Consider the following 22,770-nt stretch of genomic DNA (forward strand, 5'->3'; position numbering starts at 1 on the left):
ATGACCGCCGATCCCACCTGGAAGGGCAGCGTGCTGGACGCCGCCACCGCGCTGGCCCTGCTGGACTGGCAGTGCGAGATGGGCGTGGACGAGGCGATGCTGGATGCCCCGGTCGACCGCTATGCCGAAACGCCCGCCGCCCCCGCCATCCCCGATGCACCCTCATCCCCACCGCCGCCGCCCGCCGCCGCCCCGCAAGGCGAAGGGCTGCCCGCCCGCGCCGCCGCCCTGGCCGGGGGCGCCGATACGCTGGATGCGCTGGCCCGCCTGCAGGCCGATTTCGAAGGGCTGGACATCCGCAGGGGCGCCCGCAACTTTGTCTTTGCCGATGGAAACCCGGCGGCGCGGGTGATGGTCATCGGCGAGGCGCCCGGAGAGGAGGAGGACCGCCAGGCCCGCCCCTTCGTGGGCCGCGCCGGGCAGTTGCTGGACCAGATGTTCGCCGCCATCGGCCTGTCGCGCACGGCCCCCGATGCCCGGCAGGCGCTGTATATCACCAATGTCCTGCCCTGGCGCCCGCCCGGCAACCGCCGGCCCGAGCCCGCCGAGATCGAGGCGATGCTGCCTTTCCTGGCGCGCCATGTCGCGCTGGCCGATCCGCAGGTGGTGGTGCTGATGGGGAACACGCCATGCCAGGCGGCGCTGGGCCGGCAGGGCATCCTGCGCCTGCGCGGGCAATGGACGGCCGCCTTCGGCCGGCCCGCGCTGCCGATGACGCACCCGGCCTATCTGCTGCGCAACCCGATCGCCAAGCGCGAGGCCTGGGCGGACCTGCTGTCGCTGGCGGCACGGCTTCAGGACGGGGCGCAGCCCTGATATTCGACCGCGCCCGCATCCCCGATCAGCGTGAGCCTGACCCGCGCCCCATCCAGCGCGAAGGGTTTGCCGGTCGGCCCGACCACATCGGCCGCTGCCGTGACCATGCCTCCTGCCGTCGTCAGGTCGGGTTCCGATACCCACATGCCGGGGCCATCGACCTCGACCGCCGCCGCGCGCGCGCCCGCTGCCGGGACTGAAACGGAAACCCGCATCCCGTCGCTGATGGGGGCAAGGCTGCAATGCGCCGTGCCCTCGCCCTTGCGGGGGGCGCTGTCCAGCGCCGCGGCGATGCGGGGGTCGAGCGCCGCGGCTGCGGCCCCTGGCGCGGCCAGCCGCAGATGGGCCGGCACGCAGATGTTCAGGCACAGGCCCAGCTCCACCGCCAGCATCCCCTCGATGGGCCGGGACGGATCGGCGGGGGTCAGGCGCAGGGGCAACACCAGGCGATCCCGAAAGCCCAGCGTCTGCGCCCCTTCGGATTCGATGATCTGCGGGCTTGGCCACAGCGCCGCCGCCGCGGCGACATTCGGCGCGCCCGACCAGTCGAAGGCCGGGGCGATGCCCGTCTCTCCGGGGCTGCGCCAGTAGGTCTTCCATCCCGGCGCAAGTTCCAGCGCCAGCGCCGTCATCACGGTGCCGTCCGGCTGCGGCGCCGCCGGCAGCAGGCTGGCCGATACCAGCCCCGGCGGCAGCCCGGCCGCCCGCGCCGGGCCGGCCGGCGTGAGCGCGGCGATCAGCAGGGCGCAGAGGGCGCCCGCCAGCGTGACGACAGTGGCTTTCATACCGCCCCTCTAGCCCATCCGCGGCCCCGGTAGAAGCGTCTTGGGCGCGCGGGGGGCGATCTTGCGGGCGGCCCCGGCAATGCCGATGTAGGGGACGAAAGGACCGTTCCATGATCGACCGCATCGCTTCCCCGTCCTCGGCGGACAACCTGACCGGCAAGATCCTGATCGCCATGCCGGGGATGGCCGATCCGCGTTTCGCCCAGGCCGTCGTGCTCGTCTGCGCCCATGGCGAGGAGGGGGCGCTGGGCATTGTCCTGAACAAGCCCCTGCCCGGCATCGCCTTTTCCGAGCTGCTGGACCAGCTGGGGATCGAGGCCCGCAGCGCCACACCGCCCGTTCCGGTCCATTTCGGCGGCCCGGTCGAGCCGGGCCGCGGCTTTGTCCTGCACCGCCTGGCCGGGCAGGCGGGCGAGGAGGAGGGCGTGATGCGCATCGGCGAGGACGGGCTTGCCATGACGACGACGCGCAACATCCTTGAGGACATCGCCCAGGGAAGGGGGCCGGAACCCGCGGTCCTGTCGCTGGGCTATGCGGGCTGGGATGCGGGCCAGCTTGAGGGCGAGGTGCTGGCGAACGGCTGGCTGACCGCGGATGCGGGGGACGAGCTGGTCTTCGGCCGCGACAATGCGCGCAAGTGGCAGGCGGCGCTGAAATCGCTTGGCGTCGATCCGGTGATGCTGTCCGCCGCGGCCGGACACGCCTGAGCCGCAGGGCAGGGGCGCGGGGCCGCCTGACGGGGCGGGACGGGGCAGAGGGCCTGCGCCGCGGCGCTTGCCCCCGGCGGCGCGGTTTGCAATACACGGGGCCATCCGCCACCCGGAGGCTCGCCATGACGTTCCGCGCACGCCACCTTCTGGGGGTCGAGCCGCTGGCGCCCGCCGACATCACCGCGCTGCTGGACCTTGCCGAAAGCTATGTCGCGCTGAACCGGCGTACCGTCAAACACGGCGATGCGCTGGAAGGGCTGACCCAGATCAACCTGTTCTTCGAGAACTCGACCCGCACCCAGTCCAGCTTTGAACTGGCCGGCAAGCGACTGGGCGCGGATGTGATGAACATGGCCGTCGCGCAGTCGAGCGTCAAAAAGGGCGAGACGCTGATCGACACCGCGCTGACGCTGAACGCGATGCAGCCAGACCTGCTGGTGGTGCGCCATCCGCACTCGGGCGCGGTCAACCTGCTGGCGTCCAAGGTGGACTGCGCCGTCATCAACGCCGGCGACGGGCGGCACGAACACCCCACCCAGGCCCTGCTGGACGCGCTGACCATCCGCCGCGCCAAGGGCCGGCTGCACCGCCTGACCGTGGCGATCTGCGGCGACATCGCCCATTCCCGCGTCGCCCGGTCCAACCTGATCCTGCTGGGCAAGATGGAAAACCGGGTGCGGCTGGTCGGCCCGGCCACGCTGATGCCTTCGGGCGCAAGGGAATGGGGCTGCGAGATATACGAGGACATGGCCGAAGGGCTGCGGGGCGCCGACGTGGTGATGATGCTGCGCCTGCAGAAGGAACGCATGGATGGCGGCTTCATCCCGTCCGAGCGCGAATATTACCACCGCTGGGGGCTGGACGGGGAAAAGCTGGCGCTGGCGGCCCCCGATGCCATCGTGATGCATCCCGGCCCGATGAACCGCGGCGTCGAGATCGACGGCACCATCGCCGACGACATCAACCGCAGCGTCATCCAGGCCCAGGTGGAGATGGGCGTGGCCGTCCGCATGGCGGCGATGGACCTGCTGGCGCGCAACCTGCGCGCCGAACGCGGCGTGCGCGCGGCGGGGGCGGGGGTGCATGTCTGAGGACGAATGGGGGATGATCGTCAACAACCCGGCCGCTCTGCGGCAGGGAACTGCCGCGCAGCCGCATGACCCGTTGCCGCAGTTCCTGCTGCCGGGCGAGGTTGTGCTGTGGCAGGGCCGCCCCCGGCGCGGCGCCGGCTGGCGCTGCATGCTGCGCGACCGCGACGCGTGGCTGGCCGCCGGGGCCGTTTTGCCGCTGGGCGTCTTCTTCGCGGTGGTGCAGGGTCGCGTCAGCCTGACATCGCTGCTGGCCGTGCCCGCCCTGGCTGCGCTGGCGCTGGTGGTCGTCTTCGTGAAGACCGGGAGTCAACTGGCCCGGTTGCACTATGTCGTCACTGACCGCCAGGCGTTTTCACTCGGCGGTCTGGTCAATCCATGGCGGATGTTGTCGGTCAAGCATGGGGCATCGCTCCCCCGGCAGCGTCAGAGCCGCTGCGGGACGATCATCGATCTGGGCGACGTGGTCGTGGGGCTGGGCAATGCCACGCGCTGGCTGCGGTTGGACGGATCGTGGCTGATCCGCAGCGGCCCCGACGACAAGAGCCCTCGGCTGAGCTTTCGGGCGCTGGACCCCATCGACTCACCGTTCGATCTGCTCATTCGTCTTGCCCGCTTGGCCAAAGCCGTCCGGGTCGGCCTCGTCATTCCGTGGCCCCAAGGGGGTTTGACATGATCACCCATTTCCAGAACGCCCGCCTGATCGACCCCGAGGCGCTCAGCGACGAGCCGGGCAGCCTGACGGTGCAGGACGGCCGCATTGTCGCGCTGGACGGGGACGCGCCCGAAGGGGCGGCGGTCATCGACTGCGGCGGCAGGTGCCTGGCCCCTGGCATCGTCGATTGGGGCGTCAAGATCGGCGAACCCGGTGAACGGCACCGCGAATCCATGCGATCCGCCGCGCTGGCCGCAGCGGCGGGGGGCGTGACGACGATCATCGCGCGGCCCGACACGCTGCCGCCCATCGACACGCCCGAATCGCTGGAATTCGTCACCCGCCGCGCCAGCGAACAGCCCGTGCGCATCCGCCATCAGGCCGCCCTGACCCGTGCGCGCGAGGGGCGCGAGATGGTCGAGATGGGCTTTCTGCTGGATGCGGGTGCGGTGGCCTTCACCGATGGCGTGCGGGTGGTGGAAAATACCAGGCTGCTGTCGCGCTGCATGGCCTATGCCAGGGGGCTGGGGGCGCTGATCGTCGGGCATCCGCAGGATGCAGGCCTGTCGCGGGGCGCGGCGGCCACCGCGGGCAAGTTCGCCTCGCTCTATGGTCTTTCCGCCGTCAGCCCGCTGGCCGAGCGCATGGGGCTGGAGCGCGATCTGGCGCTGGTCGAGGCGACGGGCGTGCGCTGGCATGCCGACCAGATCACCACCGCCGCCGCCCTGCCGGTGCTGGACCGCGCCCGGGCAGCGGGGCTGGACGTGACGGCGGGCACCTCGATCCACCACCTGACGCTGAACGAATATGATGTGGGCGACTATCGCACCTTCTTCCGGCTGACGCCGCCGCTGCGGTCCGAGGACGACCGGATGGCGATGGTCGAGGCGGTGGCCGACGGCCGCATAGACATCATCGGCAGCTTTCACACCCCCCAGGACGAAGAGGCCAAGCGCCTGCCGTTCGAGGCGGCGGCGCCGGGCGCGGTCGGGCTCGAAACGCTGCTGCCCGCGGCGATGCGGCTGTATCATCAGGGGGGGATCGGCCTGCCGCAGCTGTGGCGCGCGCTGTCGCTGAACCCGGCGGGGCGGCTGGGCCTGCCGGGGGGACGGCTGTCGGCAGGGGCGCCGGCCGATCTGGTGCTGTTCGATCCGGATGCGCCTTTCGTTCTCGACCGCTTTGCGCTGCGCTCGAAATCACGGAACACCCCCTTTGACGGCGCCCGGATGGAGGGGCGGGTGATCGGCACCTGGGTTGGCGGCAGGCGGGTGTTCGGGGGTGGCGATGGCTGAGGTTCTGGCCGCCGTTGCAGGCTATCTGCTGGGATCGGTGCCCTTCGGCGTTCTCATCACGCGGGCGCTGGGCTTGGGCGATCTGCGCGCGATCGGGTCGGGCAATATCGGCGCGACGAATGTGCTGCGCACCGGCAACAAGGGCGCGGCGCTGGCGACATTGCTGCTGGACGGCGGCAAGGGCGCGGCCGCGGTGCTGCTGGCGCGCTGCTGGGGCGGGGAAGCCGCTGCCCTGGCCGCGGGGGGCGCGGCGTTCCTGGGGCACCTGTTCCCGGTCTGGCTGGGCTTCCGGGGCGGCAAGGGGGTCGCGACCTTTCTGGGCACCGCGCTGGCGCTGTTCTGGCCGGTGGGGCTGATCGCCTGCGGGCTGTGGCTGGCAAGCGCGGCCATCACGCGGGTGTCATCGCTGTCGGCGCTTGTCGCAGCGGCCGGGGCGCCGGTGGCGGCGCTGGCCTTCGGGCTGCGGGGTCTGGCGGCGGTTCTGGCGCTGATGGCAATTCTGGTGTTCATCCGCCACGCCGCCAATATCCGCCGCATCGCCGCAGGGACCGAGCCAAGGATCGGCCGCCGCGCCTAGCGCATCGGCCGCAGTGCTCGGTTTTCCGCGCCGATGGGGATGGGCAGCATCAGTGCGATGATCCGGATGGTCCAGCGCCGACCCAGCATCGGCAAGATCCATGCCCGCAGCCCCTGCAGCCGGATGAACCGCTTCAGCAGGAATGCGGTAAAGACGGCCGAGGGCATCAGAAGATGTCCAGCGGCAACAGCGACAGGGTGAACCTCGGACCCAGCCCCGTCATCAGCAGCCGGCCCAAGGGCTGTGCGGCAGCACCTCCTCCAGCACGAACAGCACCGTAGTAGCAGATATGTTGCCTGCATGGCGCAGGAGATTGCGTTCCGCAGGCAGTAGGCCGGGGGGGCAGGTCCAGCGCCTCCTTGATCGCGGTGATGACCTTGGCACCCACCGGATGGCAGACCGGGCGCGTGGCTGGCGCGTCGCCCGGATCGGGCTGCATCCGCGCCGTGGCATGCGACAGATGACCGGGGCAAAGCCGGGCCTCGGGCGGTGGAAGATCACGCCAAGCCCGATGTCGGCGTCGGCCGGCCAGCCCGTGATGCCCAGCCTGTCGGGCCACCTATGCTGGAGATCGCGGCCCAGCCTTGGGCCGCCCCCCGGCGCCGCGGCGACGACCGCCGCTGCCGCAGCGTCCCCGAACAGTGCCGTCGCGGCGGTATCGGGCTTGTCCAGGTGGTCGAGGCGGACCGGCAGCGTTCAGCTTTCCACGGCGACCATCAGGAGCCGCGCACCGGGACAGGCCGCAGCCATGCCCCTGCCCGAACCAGTCCAGCGGCATGACCGAATAGCGGGTATTGATCCCGGCATTGTTGAACACCGGCAACAGGCGGCCAAAGCCGGCGTCGCGATGCGCAAGCAGGGTGCACGCCCTCTCGACCACGCCCGGCTGGGGAAAAACGTGGGGCGGCAAGGCCGTGCCCAGCCCGATCAGGCGAATGTCTCACAGACCGTTGCTTGTCACCCCAAGCGGCCTTGTCCCGCGGTCGCAGGGTCCACCGCCGCTGGCCGCGCCCGGTTGCGTCAGCGCGTCGGAACGGGCGTCTCGCCCCGGTAATCGTAAAAGCCCCGGCCGGACTTGCGGCCCAGCCAGCCCGCCTCGACATATTTCACTAGCAAGGGGCAGGGGCGGTATTTGGTATCTGCCAGCCCGTCATGCAGGACATTCATGATCGCCAGGCAGGTATCCAGCCCGATGAAATCCGCCAGTTCCAGCGGGCCCATCGGGTGGTTGGCGCCCAGTTTCAGCGATTCGTCGATCGAGCGGACATTGCCCACACCTTCGTAAAGGACATAGACCGCCTCGTTGATCATCGGCACCAGGACGCGGTTGACGATGAATGCCGGGAAATCCTCGGCCGAGGCGCTGGTCTTGCCCAGCCGTTCCACCACGTCGACCAGGGCGCGATAGGTCGGCTCATCCGTGGCGATGCCGCGGATCAATTCGACCAGTTGCATCACCGGGACCGGGTTCATGAAATGAAATCCCATGAACTTTTCCGGCCGGTCCGTGCGGCTGGCCAGCCGCGTGATCGAGATCGACGAGGTGTTCGAGGTCAGGATCGTGTCCGGCCCCAGATGCGGAACGATGGAATCGAAGATCCGGTTCTTGACCGCTTCGTTTTCGGTGGCGGCCTCGATCACCAGGTCGGTGCGGGCGATATCCTCGATGCGTTCGGTGGTGCGGATGCGCGCCATCGCGGCAGCCTTGTCATCGGCCGCGATCTTGCCGCGCCCGACCTGCCGTTCGAGGTTCCGGTCGATGGTGGCGACGGCTTTCACCATCGCTTCGGCGCTGACATCGTTCAGCAGCACGTCATAGCCGGCCAGCGCGAAGACATGGGCGATCCCGTTGCCCATCTGGCCCGCCCCGACCACGCCCACCGACTGAATCGCCATTTCCCGCCGTCCCTCTCGCTTTGTCGCGGCGACGATAGGCACAACGGCTTGGCGCCTCAATGACTAATGCGCCGCCGGGCGGGTCGGGATGGGCCGTCGCCGCGCCGCTGTGCTGCGCCGGCGGGCACGAGGGCAGCGCGGCCCTGCCAGGATCATGCGGCCATAGCGCGGGCCTGTCCCCCTGCCGGAGGCAAATGGCCGCAAAAGCGGCAAGGCCCATGGCAGGCCCTTGCAAGGCAGCCTGATGCGGGATCGGGCAGGCGTCATATCCACGGCCGGGCCGCGCGCTCTTGGCTGCCGCTCATCTGCCTGCGCCTGCGCCGGTGACGGACAGGCGGGGGCGCACGGGGGCGCCGTTGGAACGGACAAGCCGGGATGGCCGATGCTGGCACCCGTGCCGGCCGTGATGCCGGCGGGGCCGTTCAGGACGGCTGCCGGCTTGTCGCGGCTGTCCGATGCAAAGGGGCCGGCACGTCGCCGCGCCGGCTTCGGGATTGGCGGAACGGCTGCCGGTTACAGCTTTTCGGTCAGCTCGGGCAGAATGGTGAAGATGTCGCCCACGAGGCCGTAATCGGCGACCTGAAAGATCGGCGCCTCCTCGTCCTTGTTGATGGCGACGATCACCTTGCTGTCCTTCATGCCCGCAAGGTGCTGGATCGCGCCCGAAATGCCGGCGGCGATGTACAGGTCCGGGGCCACGACCTTGCCGGTCTGCCCGACCTGCCAGTCATTCGGGGCATAGCCCGAATCGACCGCCGCACGCGATGCGCCCACGGCGGCGCCCAGCTTGTCGGCCAGCTTTTCGATGACGGCGAAGTTGTCCTTGGAGCCCAGCGCGCGCCCGCCCGACACGATCCGCTTGGCCGAGGTCAGCTCGGGGCGGTCGCTGGCCGCGACCTTGTCCTCGACCCAGGAGGATAGGCCCGGATCCTGGGCGCCGGCAGCCGCCTCAATCGGGGCGGAGCCGCCCTGGCCTGCGGCGTCAAAGCTGGCGATGCGGACGGTCAGCACCTTGACCTTGTCCGACGACTTCACCGTCTGCACGGCGGCCGAGGTATAGATGGTCCGCTCGAAGGTGTCGGCGTCGATGACCTTGGACACCTCGGGGACGATCATCACGTCCAGCAGCGCGGCGGCGCGGGGCAGGACATTGCGCGCATCGGTGGTGCCGGGGGCGGCGATGTGGCTGAACCCGCCCGCCAGCGATACGATCAGCGCGGCCATCGGTTCGGCCAGGCGGTGGGAATAGGCCGGCCCTTCGGCAACCAGCACCTTGCTGACGCCGTCGATCTGCGCGGCGTCCGCCGCGGCCGCCTGCGCGCCCTCGCCTGCGACCAGCACGGTCACCTCGCCCAGGGCCTTGACGGCGCTTACCGCCTTGGCGGTCGCATCGCGGTTCAGCCCGTTTTCGGCCATTTCGGCCAGCAGAAGGACAGCCATCAGATCACCCCCGCAGCTTTCAGTTTCGTCACCAGTTCATCGACCGAAGCGACCTTGATGCCGGCCTTGCGGCCCTCGGGCTCGCGGGTGGACACGACCGTCAGGCGGGGCGCGGTATCCACGCCGTAATCGGCGGCGGTCTTTTCGGCCAGTTCCTTCTTCTTGGCCTTCATGATGTTGGGCAGGCTGGCATAGCGCGGCTCGTTCAGGCGCAGGTCGGCCGTCACGACCGCCGGCAGGGTGACGCGGATCGTCTGCAAGCCGCCATCCACCTCGCGCGTGACGGTGGCGGCGTCGCCCGACAGCTCGACCGCGCCCGCCTGCGTCGCCTGCGCCCAGCCCAGCAGCGCGGCGAGCATCTGGCCGGTCGCGTTCATGTCGTTGTCGATGGCCTGCTTGCCCAGCAGCACCAGCTGCGGCTGTTCCTCGGCGACGATGGCCTTGAGGATCTTGGCCACCGCCAGCGGCTCGATATCCTGATGCACGTCATCGGCAGCGACCACCAGGATGCCGCGGTCGGCCCCCATGGCCAGCGCGGTGCGGATCGTCTCGGCGGCCTGCTTGACACCGATGGACACGACGACGATTTCGCTTGCCGCGCCCTTTTCCTTCAGCCGGATGGCCTCCTCGACGGCGATCTCGTCAAAAGGGTTCATCGACATCTTGACGTTCGACAGGTCCACCCCCGAACCGTCGGCCTTGACGCGCGCCTTGACGTTATAGTCGATCACGCGCTTGACCGGCACGAGAACCTTCATCGGTCACTCTCCCACAGTTACGTCCGTTTGCATGATGGGATAACGGTCCGGTGACGGTATTTACAGCGGAAAAAGACGCCCCCCACGAAACCGGACAGCAGTGCGCCCGCCCTAGCGCGAGGCGCCCGGCACCCACAGCACGTCGCCATCGGCCCCATTGGCAAGCCTTGCGGCCACGAACAGCCAGTCGGACAGGCGGTTGAGGTATCGGATCGCGGCGGGATTGGCGTCCTCGGCGGCGGCAAGCTCGGTCGCCCGCCGCTCGGCCCGCCGCGCCACCGTGCGGCTGAGATGCAGGGCCGCGGCAAGCGCATTGCCCCCCGGCAGGACAAAGCTGCGCAGGGGGGGCAGCGCGGCATTCATAGCGTCGATTTCCGCCTCCAGCCGGTCCACCTGTGACTGGATGATGCGCAGCACCGGATAGGGCGCCTCGGCGTCGCGTTCCATTCCGGGGCGCGACAGATCCGCGCCCAGGTCGAACAGGTCGTTCTGGATCACGGCGAGACGATCGGCCATCTCGCCCGCCCCGTGCAACCGCGCAAGGCCCAGCGTCGCGTTCAGCTCGTCCACGGTGCCATAGGTTTCCACCCGCAGGGCATGCTTGGGCACGCGGCTGCCGTCCGACAACGCGGTGTCGCCGGCATCGCCCGTACGGGTATAGATACGATTCAGAACGACCATCAGTGCCCCCGCACGGTGACGAACAGCAAGATCAACCCGATCGCCACCGCCTGCGCGATGATCCGCCAGCGCATGAGGCGGTTGCCGTTGTTTCGGTTGAAGGTGCCGCCGCGGGCAAAGCCGCCGATGCCCGTCATGAGGATGGCCGTCACGACCAGCACTGACAGCGCCACAAGGATGAACAGGGGCTTGTCCTGCATCGGGTCCGCCTTTCCACAAGGCCATTGCCCCGTTCCGCCCAGTCTAGCTGCGCCGGGCGAACCAGTCCAGCGCCGCTGTCGGCAGCAGCCTGCGCCCCAGCGCGGCAACCTGGGTCGGGCGGGTCACGCGATAGCGGGCGCGCGGGCGCGGGCTTTCCAGCGCCTGCGCGATGACGCGGCTGACCGCCGAGGGGGGCAATTCGAAACGGTCGGGGCCCGAGGGATGATACAGCCGCCGCAGCAGCGAGGCGCGATAATGCTCTGCGCGGGGGCTGGCCTGCCAGTCGATCCAGCGTTCGAAATGAGGGATCGAGTTGGCGCGGATGCGGCTGGTGATCGGCCCGGGTTCGACCAGCACGACGCGCACCGGCGTATCGGCCATCTCGATCCGCAGGACATCCGTCAATCCCTCGAGCGCGAACTTGGTCGCGACATAGGCGCCGCGCCAGGGAATCCCGACGAGGCCCAGGACAGAGCTGACATTGACGATGCGCCCCGCGCCGCGCTGGCGAAAATGGGGGATCAGGCGGCGCGTCAGGTCATGGGTGCCCAAAAGGTTCACCTCGAAGATCGCGCGCAGCGCCTCGCGCGGCAGATCCTCGACCGCGCCGGGCAGGGCAAAGGCGGCGTTGTTCACCAGCGCGTCCACCGGGCCATGGTCAAGCGCGGCCCGCGCGCAGTCGGCGACGCTGGCCGGGTCGGCCAGTTCCAGCGGCAGCGCGACCATCCCCTCGGCCCGGCGCGCGGCAAGGTCGCCCTCGGCCCGGCAGGTGGCCAGCACGGTCCAGCCGCGCGCCTGCAGGTGCCGTGCGGCATCAAGGCCGATGCCGGACGAACAGCCGGTGACAAGAACCGATGGCATCGTTGCCTCCCGTGCCGCGCTAAAGCGCCTCGGACAGGGCGGCTGCGGGGATATAGCCCGTGCGCCCCGCATCGTCGCGCACCTGGGCAAAGCCCGAAGGCGCGCCCGACAGCACGATCACCGCCTCGCCCGGCCCCAGGCGGGCAAGCGGCTCCTGCTCATGGCCGGGCTTCTGGCGCAGCCTGACGGGTGCCGCCACGACATAGCTGCTGCCCACGCGCAGATCGCGCACGGGCGCCGTCCGCAGGGCCATCATCGCCGCCTGCGGATCGGCAGGCGACGGCGCCGAGCCGGTCAGGGCCAGAACGGCGTAGGCGAGGACAAGGGCGGCGGCGACAAGGCGGAACATGGAACAGGCATGGGGTTGGCTTGCGGGTTTCAATACAAGTCTGTGACAGCCGAATCGTTCCACGCCATGCTGCATGGGCAGCATGCGCGCGATCGCAGCGCCGCCCTGCCAGCCGGGCCGCGCCCGGCAGGCCAAGGCGCGCAGGGCCCACAAAGCGTGGCGCCCCAAGCACAGGCCCGCAAGCAGGCGCCGGCGGGCCAGGGGGCGCGGCAGGGCTGGACCGGGCACCGCCATGCCTTTAGTCAGGCGCGATGACGACCAGCCCTGATGATCCCGCGCCGAACGGCCCGGCAGCCCCCCCGGCCGCCCCCATGGCCCCGGCCCCTTCCGACGCCAACCCCGCCACCCTGTCCGAGGCGCTCAGCCGCGCCATCGGCGAGCGGTATCTGACCTATGCGCTCTCCACGATCATGCACCGGGCGCTGCCGGATGCGCGGGACGGGCTGAAACCCGTGCATCGGCGCATCCTTTACGCCATGCGCGAATTGCGCCTGTCGCCCAGCGGCGCGTTCCGCAAGTCGGCCAAGATCACCGGCGACGTGATGGGCAACTATCACCCGCACGGGGACGGGGCGATCTATGACGCGATGGCGCGGCTGGCCCAGCCCTTCGTCATGCGCTATCCGCTGGTGGACGGGCAGGGGAATTTCGGCTCGATCGACGGGGATGCCCCCGCCGCCAGCCGCTATACCGAGGCACGGCTGACGCTGGCCGCCGAAGGCCTGATGGAGGGGCTGGCCGAGGACGCGGTCGATTTCCGTCCCAATTACGACGGCACCCTGGCCGAACCCGTTGTCCTGCCCGCGGCCTTTCCGAACCTGCTGTGCAACGGCGCCAGCGGCATCGCCGTGGGCATGGCGACCAACATCCCGCCCCATAACCTGCACGAGGTCGTGGACGCCTGCCTGCATCTGATCAAGTCGCCCGAGGCGCGCGACGAGACGCTGATGGCGATCATGCCCGGCCCCGACTTCCCCACCGGCGGCGTGCTGGTCGAGGATGCCGCGACGCTGGCCGAGGCCTATCGCACCGGCCGCGGCAGCCTGCGCCTGCGCGCCCGCTGGCAGGTCGAGGATCTGGGCCGCGGCACCTGGCAGGTCATCGTGACCGAGATCCCCTATCAGGTGCAGAAGTCCCGGCTGATCGAGCGGCTGGCCCAGCTGGTCACGACGAAGAAGATCCCCATCCTGGCCGACATCCGGGATGAATCGGCCGAGGACATCCGCATCGTGCTGGAGCCGCGCGCCCGCACTGTGGACCCGGCACAGCTGATGGCGGCGCTGTTCCGGGTGTCGGATCTGGAAATCCGCTTCTCGTTGAACATGAACGTGCTGATCGACGGGCGGGTGCCAAAGGTCTGTTCGCTGCGCGAGGTGCTGCGCGCCTTTCTCGATCACCGGCGCACGGTGCTGCTGCGCCGCACGGCCCACCGGCTCGAACAGATCGCCCGCCGGCTTGAGGTGCTGGAAGGCTATATCATCGCCTATCTGAACCTCGACCGCGTGATCGAGATCATCCGCAACGAGGATGATCCCAAGGCGGTGATGATAGCCGAGTTCGGTCTGTCCGAGGTGCAGGTCGAGGCGATCCTGAACATGCGCCTGCGCGCCCTGCGCCGGCTGGAGGAGATGGAGCTGCGGGCCGAGCGCGACCGCCTGGCCGAGGAACGCGAGGGCCTGCTGGCCCTGACCGCGGATGAAAGCCGCCAATGGGCGCGCATCGCGGACCAGTTGCGCGAGGTGCGCGGCCTGTTCGGCAAGTCGACCCCGGCAGGCGCGCGCCGCACCGAGATCACCGCATCCGAGGACGTGCAGCCGCTGGATCTGGACGCGATGATCGAGCGTGAGCCGCTTACCGTGATCCTCTCGAAGATGGGCTGGATCCGTGCGATCAAGGGCCATCAGCCGCTGGACGCCGAGGTCAAGTTTCGCGACGGCGACGGCCCGTTCATGGCACTGCACGCGGAAACCACCGATAAGCTGATGGTCTTTGGCGCCAATGGGCGGTTCTATACCCTGCCGGCGAACACGCTGCCCGGCGGGCGCGGCCTTGGCGAGCCGCTGCGCCTGATGATCGACCTGCCCAATGATTCCGCCGTGCTCGACATGTTCCCGTGGCGCGAGGACCAGCAGTTCATCGTGGCCTCGAAGGAGGGCGACGGCTTCATCGTCGCGGCGCGCGACATCCTGGCGCAGACCCGCGCCGGCAAGCAGGTGCTGAACGGAGAGGCGCTGCTGGTCCGGCGGGTCGAGGGCGACCACCTGGCGACCGTGGGGGACAACCGCAAGCTGCTGGTCTTCCCGCTGTCCGAACTGCCCGAGATGGCGCGGGGCAAGGGGGTGCGGCTGCAGAAGTTCAAGGATGGCGGGCTGGCGGATGCGAAATGCATCACCCTTTCAACGGGCCTGTCCTGGCGCGACCCTGCCGGCCGGACAAGGACCGAACCGGATCTGACCGAGTGGCTGGCCCGGCGCGCGACCGCAGGGCGCATGGCGCCGCGCGGCTTTCCGCGCGACAACCGCTTCACCTGAAAGAAAAAATGCGGCCGGGGTCATTATCACCCGGCCGCAGGCAAGCGCTTGTCAGGCGTAGAGGTTCTGCACGCCGACCTGCTCGTGAATCGCGTTGGCCGTCTGCTGGTCGACGCCAAGGGCCTGCGCAAGGCTGTTCAGATATTCCGCCTCGGCCCGGTTGTCGAAATCGATCGCCATCAGCGACATCATGTAGACCTGCGCCTCAAGCCCCTTGGGCACTTCGCGCGCAAGCGCCTGCGCATCCACGGGCGCAGCCATCTGTTCGCGGATAAAGGCACGATCCTCGTCGTCAAGATCGCCGATCTGCCCCAGCAGGCGGCTCTTTTCGGCCTCGTCGATCTTGCCGTCGGCCTTGGCGGCCTGGATCATCGCCCGCAGCATCAGCCCGGCAACGGCATTCTGTTCGGCCGTGGGGGCGACCTCGGGCTCGTCCTGGCGGGTCAGCGCGTCGTTGAAAACCTCGCCAAAGCTGGCGTCATTGCTACGCTGCGCGCCGCGTTGCGCCGGGCCCTCCAGCAGCCCGCCCAGCAGCCCGCCCAGTCCGCCCGCGCTGGCCGATCCGGCCGCCATACCGCCTGCCGCGCCCCCAAGCAGGCCGCCCAGGATGCCGCCCAGCCCGCCGCCCATCGCGCCAGCAGAGGCCGATACCGTCCCGCTGCGCTGCGCCGACTGGCGGGTCAGCTGGTCGAGGATGCCGCCCAGCCCGCCCGCTGCGCCTGCCGCATTGGGCCCACCATAGGGCCGGCCGCGCCCCGCGCCCGGCGTCTGGCCGCCCAGGACCTGTCCCAGGATGTCGCCGATCCCGCCGGACCCTGCCGCCGCGGCCCCGCGGGTGCCCGCAACCCCGCCATTCAGCAGATCGCCGAAGATCCCGCCGCCGGTATGGCGCGATGCACCCGAACGGGCCTGGCCCTGCTGTTGCTGGCGCATCATCGAACCGACGCCCTTGGCCAGCACGACACCAGCGGCAACGCGGGCAAGGGATTTCATGAGAGACATCGTATCCTCCGAAAGAACAGGGGCGAGCGGTCACCGCTCATTCAGGCCGGTCAACGCGCAGCGTTATGGCAGGGTTCCGGGCTGCGTGGAAAACCGCTGGCAGGTCAGGCAGTTGTGGATAGCGTTAAGGGGTTGTCCGCAAGGGAAGCAGGCGGACCCGTCCTGCCGCCGGCGTTGCCGCCGTGCGCCTTGATTTTCTGGCGTTTCGCTTATAGATCGCGGCGATCATTGCACGAGGCGCGCCCGCCACCGGCCGCCCGACGACCAGGAGGCCATGATGGCAAAGGCAAAATTCGAACGGACGAAACCGCACGTCAACATCGGGACGATCGGTCACGTTGACCACGGCAAGACGACGCTGACGGCTGCGATCACGAAATACTTCGGCGAATTCAAGGCCTACGACCAGATCGACGGCGCGCCGGAAGAGCGTGCGCGCGGGATCACGATCTCGACCGCGCATGTGGAATACGAATCGGACGCGCGCCACTACGCGCATGTGGACTGCCCCGGCCACGCCGACTATGTGAAGAACATGATCACTGGCGCCGCGCAGATGGACGGCGCGATCCTGGTCGTGAACGCCGCTGACGGCCCGATGCCGCAGACGCGCGAGCACATCCTGCTCGGCCGTCAGGTCGGCATCCCCTACATGGTCGTCTACCTCAACAAGGTCGACCAGGTGGACGACGAGGAGCTGCTGGAACTGGTCGAGATGGAGGTGCGCGAGCTGCTGTCCTCCTACGACTATCCCGGTGACGACATCCCGATCGTCAAGGGCTCGGCCCTGGCGGCGATGGAAGGCCGCGACAAGGAGATCGGCGAGGACTCGATCCGCGCGCTGATCAAGGCCGTCGACGAGTATATCCCGACGCCCGAGCGCGCCGTGGACCAGCCCTTCCTGATGCCGATCGAGGACGTGTTCTCGATCTCGGGCCGCGGCACCGTGGTGACCGGCCGTGTGGAACGTGGCGCGGTGAACGTCGGCGACGAACTGGAAATCGTCGGCATCCGCGACACCCGCAAGACGACCTGCACGGGCGTCGAGATGTTCCGCAAGCTGCTGGATCGGGGCGAGGCGGGCGACAACATCGGCGCGCTGCTGCGCGGCATCGACCGTGAGGGGGTGGAGCGCGGGCAGGTGCTGTGCAAGCCCGGCTCGGTCAAGCCGCACACGACCTTCGAGGCCGAGGCCTACATCCTGACCAAGGAAGAGGGCGGCCGCCACACGCCGTTCTTCGCGAACTACCGCCCGCAGTTCTACTTCCGCACGACGGACGTGACCGGGACGGTGAAGCTGCCCGAGGGCACCGAGATGGTGATGCCGGGCGACAACCTGAAGTTCGAGGTCGAGCTGATCGCCCCGATCGCGATGGAAGAAAAGCTGCGCTTCGCCATCCGCGAAGGCGGCCGCACGGTCGGCGCAGGGGTTGTGTCCAAGATCCTGAAGTGAGCTGAAGGGCCGCTGCGGCGCCCCATAGCAACGATGCAAGGCCCGTCCCAGAAGGGGCGGGCTTTTTTCACAAACGACTCCTGTGTGCACTTGTATATAACGCGCTCGTTTGCACCGACTTAATGAGACGCGAAATCTTACCGCAGAGAAGAGAAGGGCTTGAGCCTTGGTCAACTTAGCCGCCTATTGGTCTCGTCTCACTGAAAATGTTCACCCGGACGACGTCGAGATTTTCGCCGTCTTCGCGAGGCACAGCTTTAATCTTGATCATCCTCCACCCGCCTTTGTCGGAGACGTCTTAAACGCGCCTGTTATTATCCTTGATAACAACGGTGGCTATGATGAAATAATGACTCCAAAAGAATTCGCGTCACCCGATGCCGACCGAATGTTTCGCGCTTCACTAGCCGACCCGCGTCCGATCCAGTACTGCGCACCATATCTTTCAGAATATTACCGATCATCAAACTACTCTGCCTACCTCCGTTCAGGAGACGCTGCACTCGTGAATGGAGTGGCGTACCGATCACGTGATGGGCGCCACTCTTCCATCAAAGCGTTGACCGGCCTTTTGCGATCAGCTCAGGAACATCGCCGTTGGCTAACCGAAACTATCTTGCCGCAGGTGCAACGAGGTGAACGTTTCGTTATCGTCCACCGTTGGGCACGATGGGGCTCAGCGACGGACGTCTTTCGAAATGAAGCGAACGCGATATTCAGCCGTTCGCCGGTCAGCAAAAACCTCAGTGCAGCCGAAATACTGGCGTTGGATAACTTCCTAAGACGTCGGGTGTAGCTTCCCCGCTTGACACCCCCAGCCCCGCCCGCCATAAGCCCCCATCGCCGTCGCTCCAACCGAATCGACAGCGCCCGCCAAGGCCGCCCGCAACGGGGGCGGCCTTGCGGTTTTCAGAACTGCCAGGTCCGATGCTGGCCCCGCGTGGTGCGTGGTCAGCCTCTCGACTGAAATCCCCGATAGAGGGATGCTTTGATGCAAAGCCAGACCATCCGTATCCGGCTCAAGGCGTTCGATTATCGCGTGCTGGACGCCAGCACCGCCGAGATCGTCAACACCGCCAAGCGCACCGGCGCTCAGGTTCGCGGCCCGATCCCGCTGCCGAACAAGATCGAGAAATTCACCGTCCTGCGCGGTCCGCATATCGACAAGAAGTCGCGCGACCAGTGGGAAATCCGCACGCACAAGCGGATGCTGGACATCGTGGATCCCACGCCCCAGACGGTTGACGCCCTGATGAAGCTCGACCTCGCCGCCGGCGTGGATGTCGAGATCAAGGTGTAAGGGGGCATCATGCGGACAGGTATCATCGCCAAGAAGCTGGGCATGACCCGGCTGTTTCTTGAAGACGGGCGCCAGGTGCCCGTGACCGTGCTGCAGCTGGACAATGTCCAGGTCATCGCGCAGCGCACCCAGGCGACCGACGGCTATGTCGCCGTCCAGCTGGGCGCGGGCGACGCCAAGGCCAAGCGCGTCTCGGCCCCCATGCGCGGCCATTTCGCCAAGGCGAACGTGGCCCCCAAGCGCAAGATCGTCGAGTTCCGCGTGACCGAGGAGAACCTGGTCCCGGTCGGCGAGGAAATCATCGCGGCGCATTATTTCGCGGGCCAGTTCGTGGACATCGCGGGCACCTCGATCGGCAAGGGCTTTGCCGGCGCGATGAAGCGGCACAACTTCGGCGGTCTTCGCGCCACGCACGGCGTGTCGATCAGCCACCGCTCGCACGGCTCGACCGGCCAGTGCCAGGACCCCGGCAAGGTGTTCAAGGGCAAGAAGATGGCCGGCCACATGGGCGCCGTGCGCGTCACCACCCAGAACCTGCAGGTCGTCAAGACCGACGCCGATCGCGGCCTGATCATGGTCAAGGGCTCGGTGCCCGGTTCCAAGGGCGGCTGGGTCATCGTCAAGGACGCGGTGAAGAAGCCCGCCTCCGAGAACACGATCTATCCGGCCGCGCTGCGCTCGGCCGAACGCGAGGCCAAGCGCCTGGCCGAGGAAGCCGCCGCCCAGGCCGCTGCCGAGGAAGAAGCCGCGCGTCTGGCCGCGCTGGAGGCTGAGGCTGCTGCGCAGGCGGCTGCCCTGGCCGAGGCCGAGGCGTCGATCGCTGCCGACAAGGAAGCCGCCGATCCGAATGCCGACAAGGCATCCGATCTGGATGGCGGGGCCGCGCCGGAAGGGGACAAGGAATGAAACTCGACGTGATTTCGCTTTCCTCGGGCAAGGCCGGGGACATCGAACTGGCCGACGACATCTTCGGGCTGGAGCCGCGCGCGGACATCCTGCACCGCGTCGTCCGCTGGCAGCGGGCCAAGGCGCAGCAGGGGACGCATTCGGTCCTCGGCAAGTCCGAGGTCAGCTATTCGACCAAGAAGATCTATCGCCAGAAGGGCACGGGCGGCGCACGCCACGGCTCGCGAAAGGCGCCGATCTTCCGCAAGGGTGGTGTCTACAAGGGCCCGACCCCGCGCAGCCACGCCTTTGATCTGCCCAAGAAGGTCCGGGCGCTCGGTCTGCGGCATGCGCTGTCGGCCAAGGCATCGCGCGGCAAGCTGGTGATCCTGGACAATCTGGACCTGGCCGAAGCCAAGACCTCGGCCGTCGCCAAGGCGGTCAAGGAACAGGGCTGGAAGCGCGTGCTGGTGATCGACGGCGTCGACGTGAACGAGAACTTCGCCCGCGCGGCCCGCAACCTGGAAAACGTGGACGTGCTGCCCTCGATGGGCGCGAACGTCTATGACATCCTGCGCCGCGACACGCTGGTGATCACGCGCGCCGGCGTCGAGGCGCTGGTTGCGCGTCTGAACGGGGCGAACCGCGGCAATGGCGCAGGCCGCAGCGCGGCCGAGGCGCAGGCGCCGGTCCTGTTCGCCACGGATGCACCCGTCGCCGGCGCCTCGTCGGCCGGCGCGGACGTGAACGGAGGGGCCGTGTGATGGCTGCGAAACCCGAACATTACGACGTGATCGTCAAGCCGATCATCACCGAAAAGGCGACGCTGGCGGGCGAGCTGTCCAACGCCGTCACCTTCGAAGTGGCCAAGGCCGCCACCAAGCCGCAGATCCGCGAGGCGGTCGAGACGCTGTTCAATGTCAAGGTCAAGGCGGTCAACACCGTGGTGACCAAGGGCAAGGTCAAGCGCTTCAAGGGCCGTCCCGGCGTCCGCTCGGACGTCAAGAAGGCCTATGTGATGCTCGAGGCTGGCAACAGCATCGACGTGAACACCGGGCTGTAAGGCCCGGACAACGGCGGCGGGGCATTGCCCGGCCGCCGTCAATTCGACTGAAACGGACCTCAGGTCCAAGGCAAACGGAAGACAGCAACCATGGCACTCAAGTCGTATAAGCCGACGACGCCTGGCCAGCGCGGGCTGGTACTGATCGACCGTTCGGAGCTTTGGAAAGGCCGCCCCGTCAAGACCCTGACCGAGGGTCTGACCAAGACGGGCGGCCGGAACAATACCGGGCGCGTCACCATGTGGCACAAAGGCGGCGGGGCCAAGCGGCTCTACCGCATCGTCGATTTCAAGCGCACCAAGTTCGATGTCCCCGCGACGGTCGAGCGGATCGAATATGATCCCAACCGCACGGCCTTCATCGCGCTGGTGAAATACGAGGACGGCGAGCAGGCCTATATCCTCGCGCCCCAGCGTCTGGCGGTGGGCGACAAGGTGATCGCCTCGAAGAAGGCCGATATCAAGCCGGGCAACGCCATGCCCTTCAGCGGCATGCCGATCGGCACGATCGTCCACAATGTCGAGCTGAAGCCGGGCAAGGGCGGGCAGCTGGCCCGTTCGGCCGGCGCCTATGCGCAGTTCGTCGGCCGCGACGGCGGCTATGCCCAGATCCGCCTGTCCTCGGGCGAGCTGCGGCTGGTCCGTCAGGAATGCATGGCCACCATCGGCGCCGTGTCGAACCCCGACCATTCCAACCAGAACCTCGGCAAGGCCGGGCGCAAGCGCCATATGGGCGTGCGCCCGACCGTCCGCGGCGTCGCGATGAACCCGATCGACCACCCGCATGGCGGCGGCGAGGGCCGCACCTCGGGCGGCCGGCACCCGGTTACCCCGTGGGGCAAGCCGACCAAGGGCAAGCGCACCCGTTCCAACAAGGCGACCGACAAGTACATCCTGCGGTCGCGCCACGCCAAGAAGAAGGGGCGCTGATCCATGGCACGTTCTGTTTGGAAAGGCCCCTTTGTCGATGCCTATGTCCTGCGCAAGGCGGAAAAGGCACGGGAATCGGGACGCTCGGACGTCATCAAGATCTGGTCGCGCCGCTCGACCATCCTGCCGCAATTCGTCGGCCTGACCTTTGGCGTCTATAACGGCCAGAAGCATATCCCGGTCAACGTGACCGAGGAAATGATCGGCCAGAAATTCGGTGAATATTCGCCGACCCGGACCTATTACGGTCACGCCGCCGACAAGAAAGCGAAAAGGAAGTAATCCCCATGGGTAAGGAACAAAATCCGCGCCGCGTGGCGGAGAACGAGGCGATGGCGAAGACCAAGATGCTTCGCACCTCGCCGCAGAAGCTGAACCTTGTCGCCGCAATGATCCGCGGCAAGAAGGTGGACAAGGCGCTGGCCGATCTGACGTTTTCCAAGCGCCGCATCGCCGGCGACGTCAAGAAATGCCTGCAGTCGGCAATCGCCAATGCTGAAAACAACCACAACCTGGATGTGGACAGCCTGATCGTGGCCGAGGCCTGGGTCGGCAAGAACATGGTGATGAAGCGTGGCCGCCCCCGTGCCCGTGGCCGGTTCGGCAAGATCATGAAGCCGTTCTCGGAAATCACCATCACCGTGCGCGAGATCGATGCCGCCGCCGAAGCCGCCAAGAAGGCTGCCAAAGCGCAAAAGCGCACCGCCTCGAACCGCCAGGCCGAGGCCACCACCACCCCTGAAGCTGCTGCCGAGGAGCTCGCGTAATGGGACAGAAGGTAAACCCCATCGGGATGCGCCTGCAGGTCAACCGGACCTGGGACAGCCGCTGGTTTGCGGACAGCAAGGATTACGGCGACCTGCTGATCGAGGATGTGCGCATCCGCGAGTTCATCCACGAGGAAGCCAAGCAGGCCGGCATCAGCCGCGTCATCATCGAGCGTCCGCACAAGAAGTGCCGCGTGACGATCCATGCCGCCCGTCCGGGCGTCATCATCGGCCGCAAGGGCGCCGATATCGAGACGCTGCGCAAGAAGCTGGCGAACTTCACCGATTCGGAGCTGCACCTCAACATCGTCGAGGTCCGCAAGCCCGAGCTGGACGCTCAGCTCGTCGCCGAATCGATCGCCCAGCAGCTTGAGCGCCGGGTTTCGTTCCGCCGCGCGATGAAGCGTGCGGTGCAGAACGCGATGCGCATGGGTGCCCTGGGCATCCGCGTGAACGTCGCGGGCCGCCTCGGCGGCGCCGAGATCGCGCGGACGGAATGGTACCGCGAAGGCCGGGTGCCGCTGCACACGCTGCGCGCCGACATTGATTATGCGCTGTCGGAAGCATCGACCCCTTACGGGATCATCGGCGTCAAGGTCTGGATCTTCAAGGGCGAGATCATGGAACACGATCCGCAGGCCCGCGACCGCAAGGCCGCCGAGGCCCAGGACGGTCCGTCCCCCCGCGGCCCGCGCCGCGACCGCGACGACCGTCCGGCGCGCTGAGGAGT

General features: G+C 68.1%; 26 protein-coding genes and 2 pseudogenes. 17 read left to right on the forward strand and 11 right to left on the reverse strand.

The window, feature by feature from the left end; translation table 11 throughout:
- On the forward strand, window positions 1-816 hold the full coding sequence (locus B0A89_RS07405) for a uracil-DNA glycosylase (RefSeq protein WP_085377597.1): 816 nt from the start codon (window positions 1-3) through the stop codon (window positions 814-816).
- Here the strand turns inward: B0A89_RS07405 and B0A89_RS07410 are convergent.
- Window positions 795-1,601, reverse strand: coding sequence for a protein-disulfide reductase DsbD domain-containing protein (locus B0A89_RS07410; protein ID WP_085377598.1), 807 nt, complete (start codon window positions 1,599-1,601; stop codon window positions 795-797). The genes B0A89_RS07405 and B0A89_RS07410 overlap by 22 nt on opposite strands.
- A 110-nt stretch (window positions 1,602-1,711) precedes the next feature.
- On the opposite strand from B0A89_RS07410, the gene B0A89_RS07415 reads away from it, so the two are divergent.
- From B0A89_RS07415 to plsY, 5 genes are all read left to right on the forward strand, one after another.
- Window positions 1,712-2,308: a YqgE/AlgH family protein gene (locus tag B0A89_RS07415; RefSeq protein WP_085377599.1), complete on the forward strand. Its 597-nt coding sequence runs from the start codon at window positions 1,712-1,714 to the stop codon at window positions 2,306-2,308.
- A gap of 125 nt (window positions 2,309-2,433) precedes the next feature.
- Window positions 2,434-3,402, forward strand: a complete 969-nt coding sequence (locus B0A89_RS07420) for an aspartate carbamoyltransferase catalytic subunit (RefSeq protein ID WP_085377600.1) — start codon at window positions 2,434-2,436, stop codon at window positions 3,400-3,402.
- A 13-nt stretch (window positions 3,403-3,415) separates the two neighbouring features.
- Window positions 3,416-4,075, forward strand: coding sequence for a hypothetical protein (locus B0A89_RS07425; protein WP_085377601.1), 660 nt, complete (start codon window positions 3,416-3,418; stop codon window positions 4,073-4,075).
- Complete coding sequence (gene pyrC / locus B0A89_RS07430; protein ID WP_085377602.1) at window positions 4,072-5,346, forward strand: dihydroorotase; 1,275 nt, start codon at window positions 4,072-4,074, stop codon at window positions 5,344-5,346. Before B0A89_RS07425 ends, pyrC begins: the two co-directional genes overlap by 4 nt.
- Window positions 5,339-5,923, forward strand: coding sequence for a glycerol-3-phosphate 1-O-acyltransferase PlsY (plsY, locus tag B0A89_RS07435; protein WP_085378815.1), 585 nt, complete (start codon window positions 5,339-5,341; stop codon window positions 5,921-5,923). The genes pyrC and plsY overlap by 8 nt, the downstream gene beginning before the upstream one ends.
- Here the strand turns inward: plsY and B0A89_RS14600 are convergent.
- The 9 genes from B0A89_RS14600 to B0A89_RS14825 all read right to left on the reverse strand — a co-directional run bounded on the left by B0A89_RS14600 (window position 5,920) and on the right by B0A89_RS14825 (window position 12,109).
- Window positions 5,920-6,090, reverse strand: a complete 171-nt coding sequence (locus tag B0A89_RS14600) for a hypothetical protein (RefSeq protein ID WP_157115280.1) — start codon at window positions 6,088-6,090, stop codon at window positions 5,920-5,922. The two genes, plsY and B0A89_RS14600, sit on opposite strands and share 4 nt — an antisense overlap.
- Window positions 6,090-6,362 carry a hypothetical protein gene (locus B0A89_RS14605; RefSeq protein ID WP_157115281.1) on the reverse strand — a complete coding sequence of 91 codons (273 nt, stop codon included), beginning with the start codon at window positions 6,360-6,362 and terminating at the stop codon, window positions 6,090-6,092. The genes B0A89_RS14600 and B0A89_RS14605 overlap by 1 nt, the downstream gene beginning before the upstream one ends.
- 581 nt (window positions 6,363-6,943) lie before the next feature.
- Window positions 6,944-7,819, reverse strand: coding sequence for a 3-hydroxybutyryl-CoA dehydrogenase (locus tag B0A89_RS07440; RefSeq protein WP_085377603.1), 876 nt, complete (start codon window positions 7,817-7,819; stop codon window positions 6,944-6,946).
- Window positions 7,820-8,332: 513 nt separating this feature from the next.
- Window positions 8,333-9,259 (reverse strand): electron transfer flavoprotein subunit alpha/FixB family protein, encoded by a 927-nt coding sequence (locus B0A89_RS07445; RefSeq protein WP_085377604.1) that lies wholly within the window; start codon window positions 9,257-9,259, stop codon window positions 8,333-8,335.
- Window positions 9,259-10,017 (reverse strand): electron transfer flavoprotein subunit beta/FixA family protein, encoded by a 759-nt coding sequence (locus tag B0A89_RS07450; protein WP_085377605.1) that lies wholly within the window; start codon window positions 10,015-10,017, stop codon window positions 9,259-9,261. Before B0A89_RS07450 ends, B0A89_RS07445 begins: the two co-directional genes overlap by 1 nt.
- 111 nt (window positions 10,018-10,128) lie before the next feature.
- The gene (locus tag B0A89_RS07455) at window positions 10,129-10,698 is read right to left on the reverse strand and encodes a cob(I)yrinic acid a,c-diamide adenosyltransferase (RefSeq protein WP_085377606.1); all 570 of its coding nucleotides are present in this window, start codon (window positions 10,696-10,698) and stop codon (window positions 10,129-10,131) included.
- Window positions 10,698-10,898 (reverse strand): twin transmembrane helix small protein, encoded by a 201-nt coding sequence (locus B0A89_RS07460; RefSeq protein WP_085377607.1) that lies wholly within the window; start codon window positions 10,896-10,898, stop codon window positions 10,698-10,700. Before B0A89_RS07460 ends, B0A89_RS07455 begins: the two co-directional genes overlap by 1 nt.
- Window positions 10,899-10,941: 43 nt before the next feature.
- Complete coding sequence (locus tag B0A89_RS07465) at window positions 10,942-11,760, reverse strand: SDR family NAD(P)-dependent oxidoreductase (RefSeq protein ID WP_085377608.1); 819 nt, start codon at window positions 11,758-11,760, stop codon at window positions 10,942-10,944.
- Between the two features lie 19 nt (window positions 11,761-11,779).
- On the reverse strand, window positions 11,780-12,109 hold the full coding sequence (locus B0A89_RS14825) for an SH3 domain-containing protein (protein WP_085377609.1): 330 nt from the start codon (window positions 12,107-12,109) through the stop codon (window positions 11,780-11,782).
- Between the two features lie 311 nt (window positions 12,110-12,420).
- On the opposite strand from B0A89_RS14825, the gene parC reads away from it, so the two are divergent.
- Window positions 12,421-14,640 (forward strand): DNA topoisomerase IV subunit A, encoded by a 2,220-nt coding sequence (parC, locus tag B0A89_RS07475; protein WP_085378816.1) that lies wholly within the window; start codon window positions 12,421-12,423, stop codon window positions 14,638-14,640.
- A 51-nt stretch (window positions 14,641-14,691) separates the two neighbouring features.
- Here parC and B0A89_RS07480 read toward each other — a convergent pair whose 3' ends face one another.
- Window positions 14,692-15,633 (reverse strand): tellurite resistance TerB family protein, encoded by a 942-nt coding sequence (locus tag B0A89_RS07480; RefSeq protein ID WP_240558444.1) that lies wholly within the window; start codon window positions 15,631-15,633, stop codon window positions 14,692-14,694.
- A gap of 286 nt (window positions 15,634-15,919) precedes the next feature.
- Between B0A89_RS07480 and tuf the strand changes: the two genes are divergently transcribed.
- The 10 genes and pseudogenes from tuf (at window position 15,920) to rpsC (ending at window position 22,765) form a co-directional block, all read left to right on the forward strand.
- Window positions 15,920-17,095 (forward strand): elongation factor Tu, encoded by a 1,176-nt coding sequence (gene tuf, locus B0A89_RS07485; protein WP_085376690.1) that lies wholly within the window; start codon window positions 15,920-15,922, stop codon window positions 17,093-17,095.
- Between the two features lie 166 nt (window positions 17,096-17,261).
- A complete protein-coding gene (locus B0A89_RS14615) occupies window positions 17,262-17,891 on the forward strand; it encodes a hypothetical protein (RefSeq protein WP_157115283.1) in 630 nt (209 codons plus the stop codon).
- 195 nt (window positions 17,892-18,086) lie between these two features.
- A complete protein-coding gene (gene rpsJ, locus B0A89_RS07490; protein WP_085377611.1) occupies window positions 18,087-18,395 on the forward strand; it encodes a 30S ribosomal protein S10 in 309 nt (102 codons plus the stop codon).
- 6 nt (window positions 18,396-18,401) lie between these two features.
- Window positions 18,402-19,301, forward strand: coding sequence for a 50S ribosomal protein L3 (rplC, locus tag B0A89_RS07495; RefSeq protein WP_085377612.1), 900 nt, complete (start codon window positions 18,402-18,404; stop codon window positions 19,299-19,301).
- Window positions 19,298-19,912 (forward strand): annotated as a pseudogene (gene rplD / locus B0A89_RS07500) (50S ribosomal protein L4); the annotation flags it as partial. The gene rplC and the pseudogene rplD, both read left to right, overlap by 4 nt.
- A 131-nt stretch (window positions 19,913-20,043) precedes the next feature.
- Window positions 20,044-20,343, forward strand: coding sequence for a 50S ribosomal protein L23 (locus B0A89_RS07505; RefSeq protein WP_085377614.1), 300 nt, complete (start codon window positions 20,044-20,046; stop codon window positions 20,341-20,343).
- A 90-nt stretch (window positions 20,344-20,433) separates the two neighbouring features.
- Window positions 20,434-21,273, forward strand: coding sequence for a 50S ribosomal protein L2 (gene rplB / locus B0A89_RS07510; protein ID WP_085377615.1), 840 nt, complete (start codon window positions 20,434-20,436; stop codon window positions 21,271-21,273).
- Between the two features lie 3 nt (window positions 21,274-21,276).
- Window positions 21,277-21,555, forward strand: a complete 279-nt coding sequence (gene rpsS, locus B0A89_RS07515; protein ID WP_085377616.1) for a 30S ribosomal protein S19 — start codon at window positions 21,277-21,279, stop codon at window positions 21,553-21,555.
- Window positions 21,556-21,560: 5 nt separating this feature from the next.
- A pseudogene (gene rplV / locus B0A89_RS07520) lies at window positions 21,561-21,938 on the forward strand (50S ribosomal protein L22); the annotation flags it as partial.
- Window positions 21,939-22,039: 101 nt separating this feature from the next.
- Complete coding sequence (gene rpsC, locus B0A89_RS07525; protein ID WP_085377618.1) at window positions 22,040-22,765, forward strand: 30S ribosomal protein S3; 726 nt, start codon at window positions 22,040-22,042, stop codon at window positions 22,763-22,765.
- The last annotated feature ends 5 nt before the right edge of the window (window positions 22,766-22,770 follow it).

It is taken from the genome of Paracoccus contaminans (assembly GCF_002105555.1).
GTDB classification, from domain to species: domain Bacteria; phylum Pseudomonadota; class Alphaproteobacteria; order Rhodobacterales; family Rhodobacteraceae; genus Paracoccus; species Paracoccus contaminans.

Coding starts and splice junctions, on each gene's coding strand:
- rpsJ (WP_085377611.1), top strand. CDS start 18,087: ATGCAAAGCCAGACCATCCGTATCCGGCTCAAGGCGTTCGATTATCGC.
- B0A89_RS07415 (WP_085377599.1), top strand. CDS start 1,712: ATGATCGACCGCATCGCTTCCCCGTCCTCGGCGGACAACCTGACCGGC.
- rpsS (WP_085377616.1), top strand. CDS start 21,277: ATGGCACGTTCTGTTTGGAAAGGCCCCTTTGTCGATGCCTATGTCCTG.
- B0A89_RS14605 (WP_157115281.1), bottom strand. CDS start 6,362: ATGCAGCCCGATCCGGGCGACGCGCCAGCCACGCGCCCGGTCTGCCAT.
- B0A89_RS14600 (WP_157115280.1), bottom strand. CDS start 6,090: ATGCCCTCGGCCGTCTTTACCGCATTCCTGCTGAAGCGGTTCATCCGG.
- parC (WP_085378816.1), top strand. CDS start 12,421: ATGGCCCCGGCCCCTTCCGACGCCAACCCCGCCACCCTGTCCGAGGCG.
- B0A89_RS07450 (WP_085377605.1), bottom strand. CDS start 10,017: ATGAAGGTTCTCGTGCCGGTCAAGCGCGTGATCGACTATAACGTCAAG.
- B0A89_RS07455 (WP_085377606.1), bottom strand. CDS start 10,698: ATGGTCGTTCTGAATCGTATCTATACCCGTACGGGCGATGCCGGCGAC.
- B0A89_RS07405 (WP_085377597.1), top strand. CDS start 1: ATGACCGCCGATCCCACCTGGAAGGGCAGCGTGCTGGACGCCGCCACC.
- B0A89_RS07505 (WP_085377614.1), top strand. CDS start 20,044: ATGGCTGCGAAACCCGAACATTACGACGTGATCGTCAAGCCGATCATC.
- B0A89_RS07460 (WP_085377607.1), bottom strand. CDS start 10,898: ATGCAGGACAAGCCCCTGTTCATCCTTGTGGCGCTGTCAGTGCTGGTC.
- B0A89_RS07465 (WP_085377608.1), bottom strand. CDS start 11,760: ATGCCATCGGTTCTTGTCACCGGCTGTTCGTCCGGCATCGGCCTTGAT.
- B0A89_RS07420 (WP_085377600.1), top strand. CDS start 2,434: ATGACGTTCCGCGCACGCCACCTTCTGGGGGTCGAGCCGCTGGCGCCC.
- rpsC (WP_085377618.1), top strand. CDS start 22,040: ATGGGACAGAAGGTAAACCCCATCGGGATGCGCCTGCAGGTCAACCGG.
- plsY (WP_085378815.1), top strand. CDS start 5,339: ATGGCTGAGGTTCTGGCCGCCGTTGCAGGCTATCTGCTGGGATCGGTG.
- B0A89_RS07410 (WP_085377598.1), bottom strand. CDS start 1,601: ATGAAAGCCACTGTCGTCACGCTGGCGGGCGCCCTCTGCGCCCTGCTG.
- tuf (WP_085376690.1), top strand. CDS start 15,920: ATGGCAAAGGCAAAATTCGAACGGACGAAACCGCACGTCAACATCGGG.
- B0A89_RS07480 (WP_240558444.1), bottom strand. CDS start 15,633: ATGAAATCCCTTGCCCGCGTTGCCGCTGGTGTCGTGCTGGCCAAGGGC.
- B0A89_RS14825 (WP_085377609.1), bottom strand. CDS start 12,109: ATGTTCCGCCTTGTCGCCGCCGCCCTTGTCCTCGCCTACGCCGTTCTG.
- B0A89_RS07425 (WP_085377601.1), top strand. CDS start 3,416: ATGATCGTCAACAACCCGGCCGCTCTGCGGCAGGGAACTGCCGCGCAG.
- B0A89_RS07440 (WP_085377603.1), bottom strand. CDS start 7,819: ATGGCGATTCAGTCGGTGGGCGTGGTCGGGGCGGGCCAGATGGGCAAC.
- B0A89_RS07445 (WP_085377604.1), bottom strand. CDS start 9,259: ATGGCTGTCCTTCTGCTGGCCGAAATGGCCGAAAACGGGCTGAACCGC.
- rplB (WP_085377615.1), top strand. CDS start 20,434: ATGGCACTCAAGTCGTATAAGCCGACGACGCCTGGCCAGCGCGGGCTG.
- pyrC (WP_085377602.1), top strand. CDS start 4,072: ATGATCACCCATTTCCAGAACGCCCGCCTGATCGACCCCGAGGCGCTC.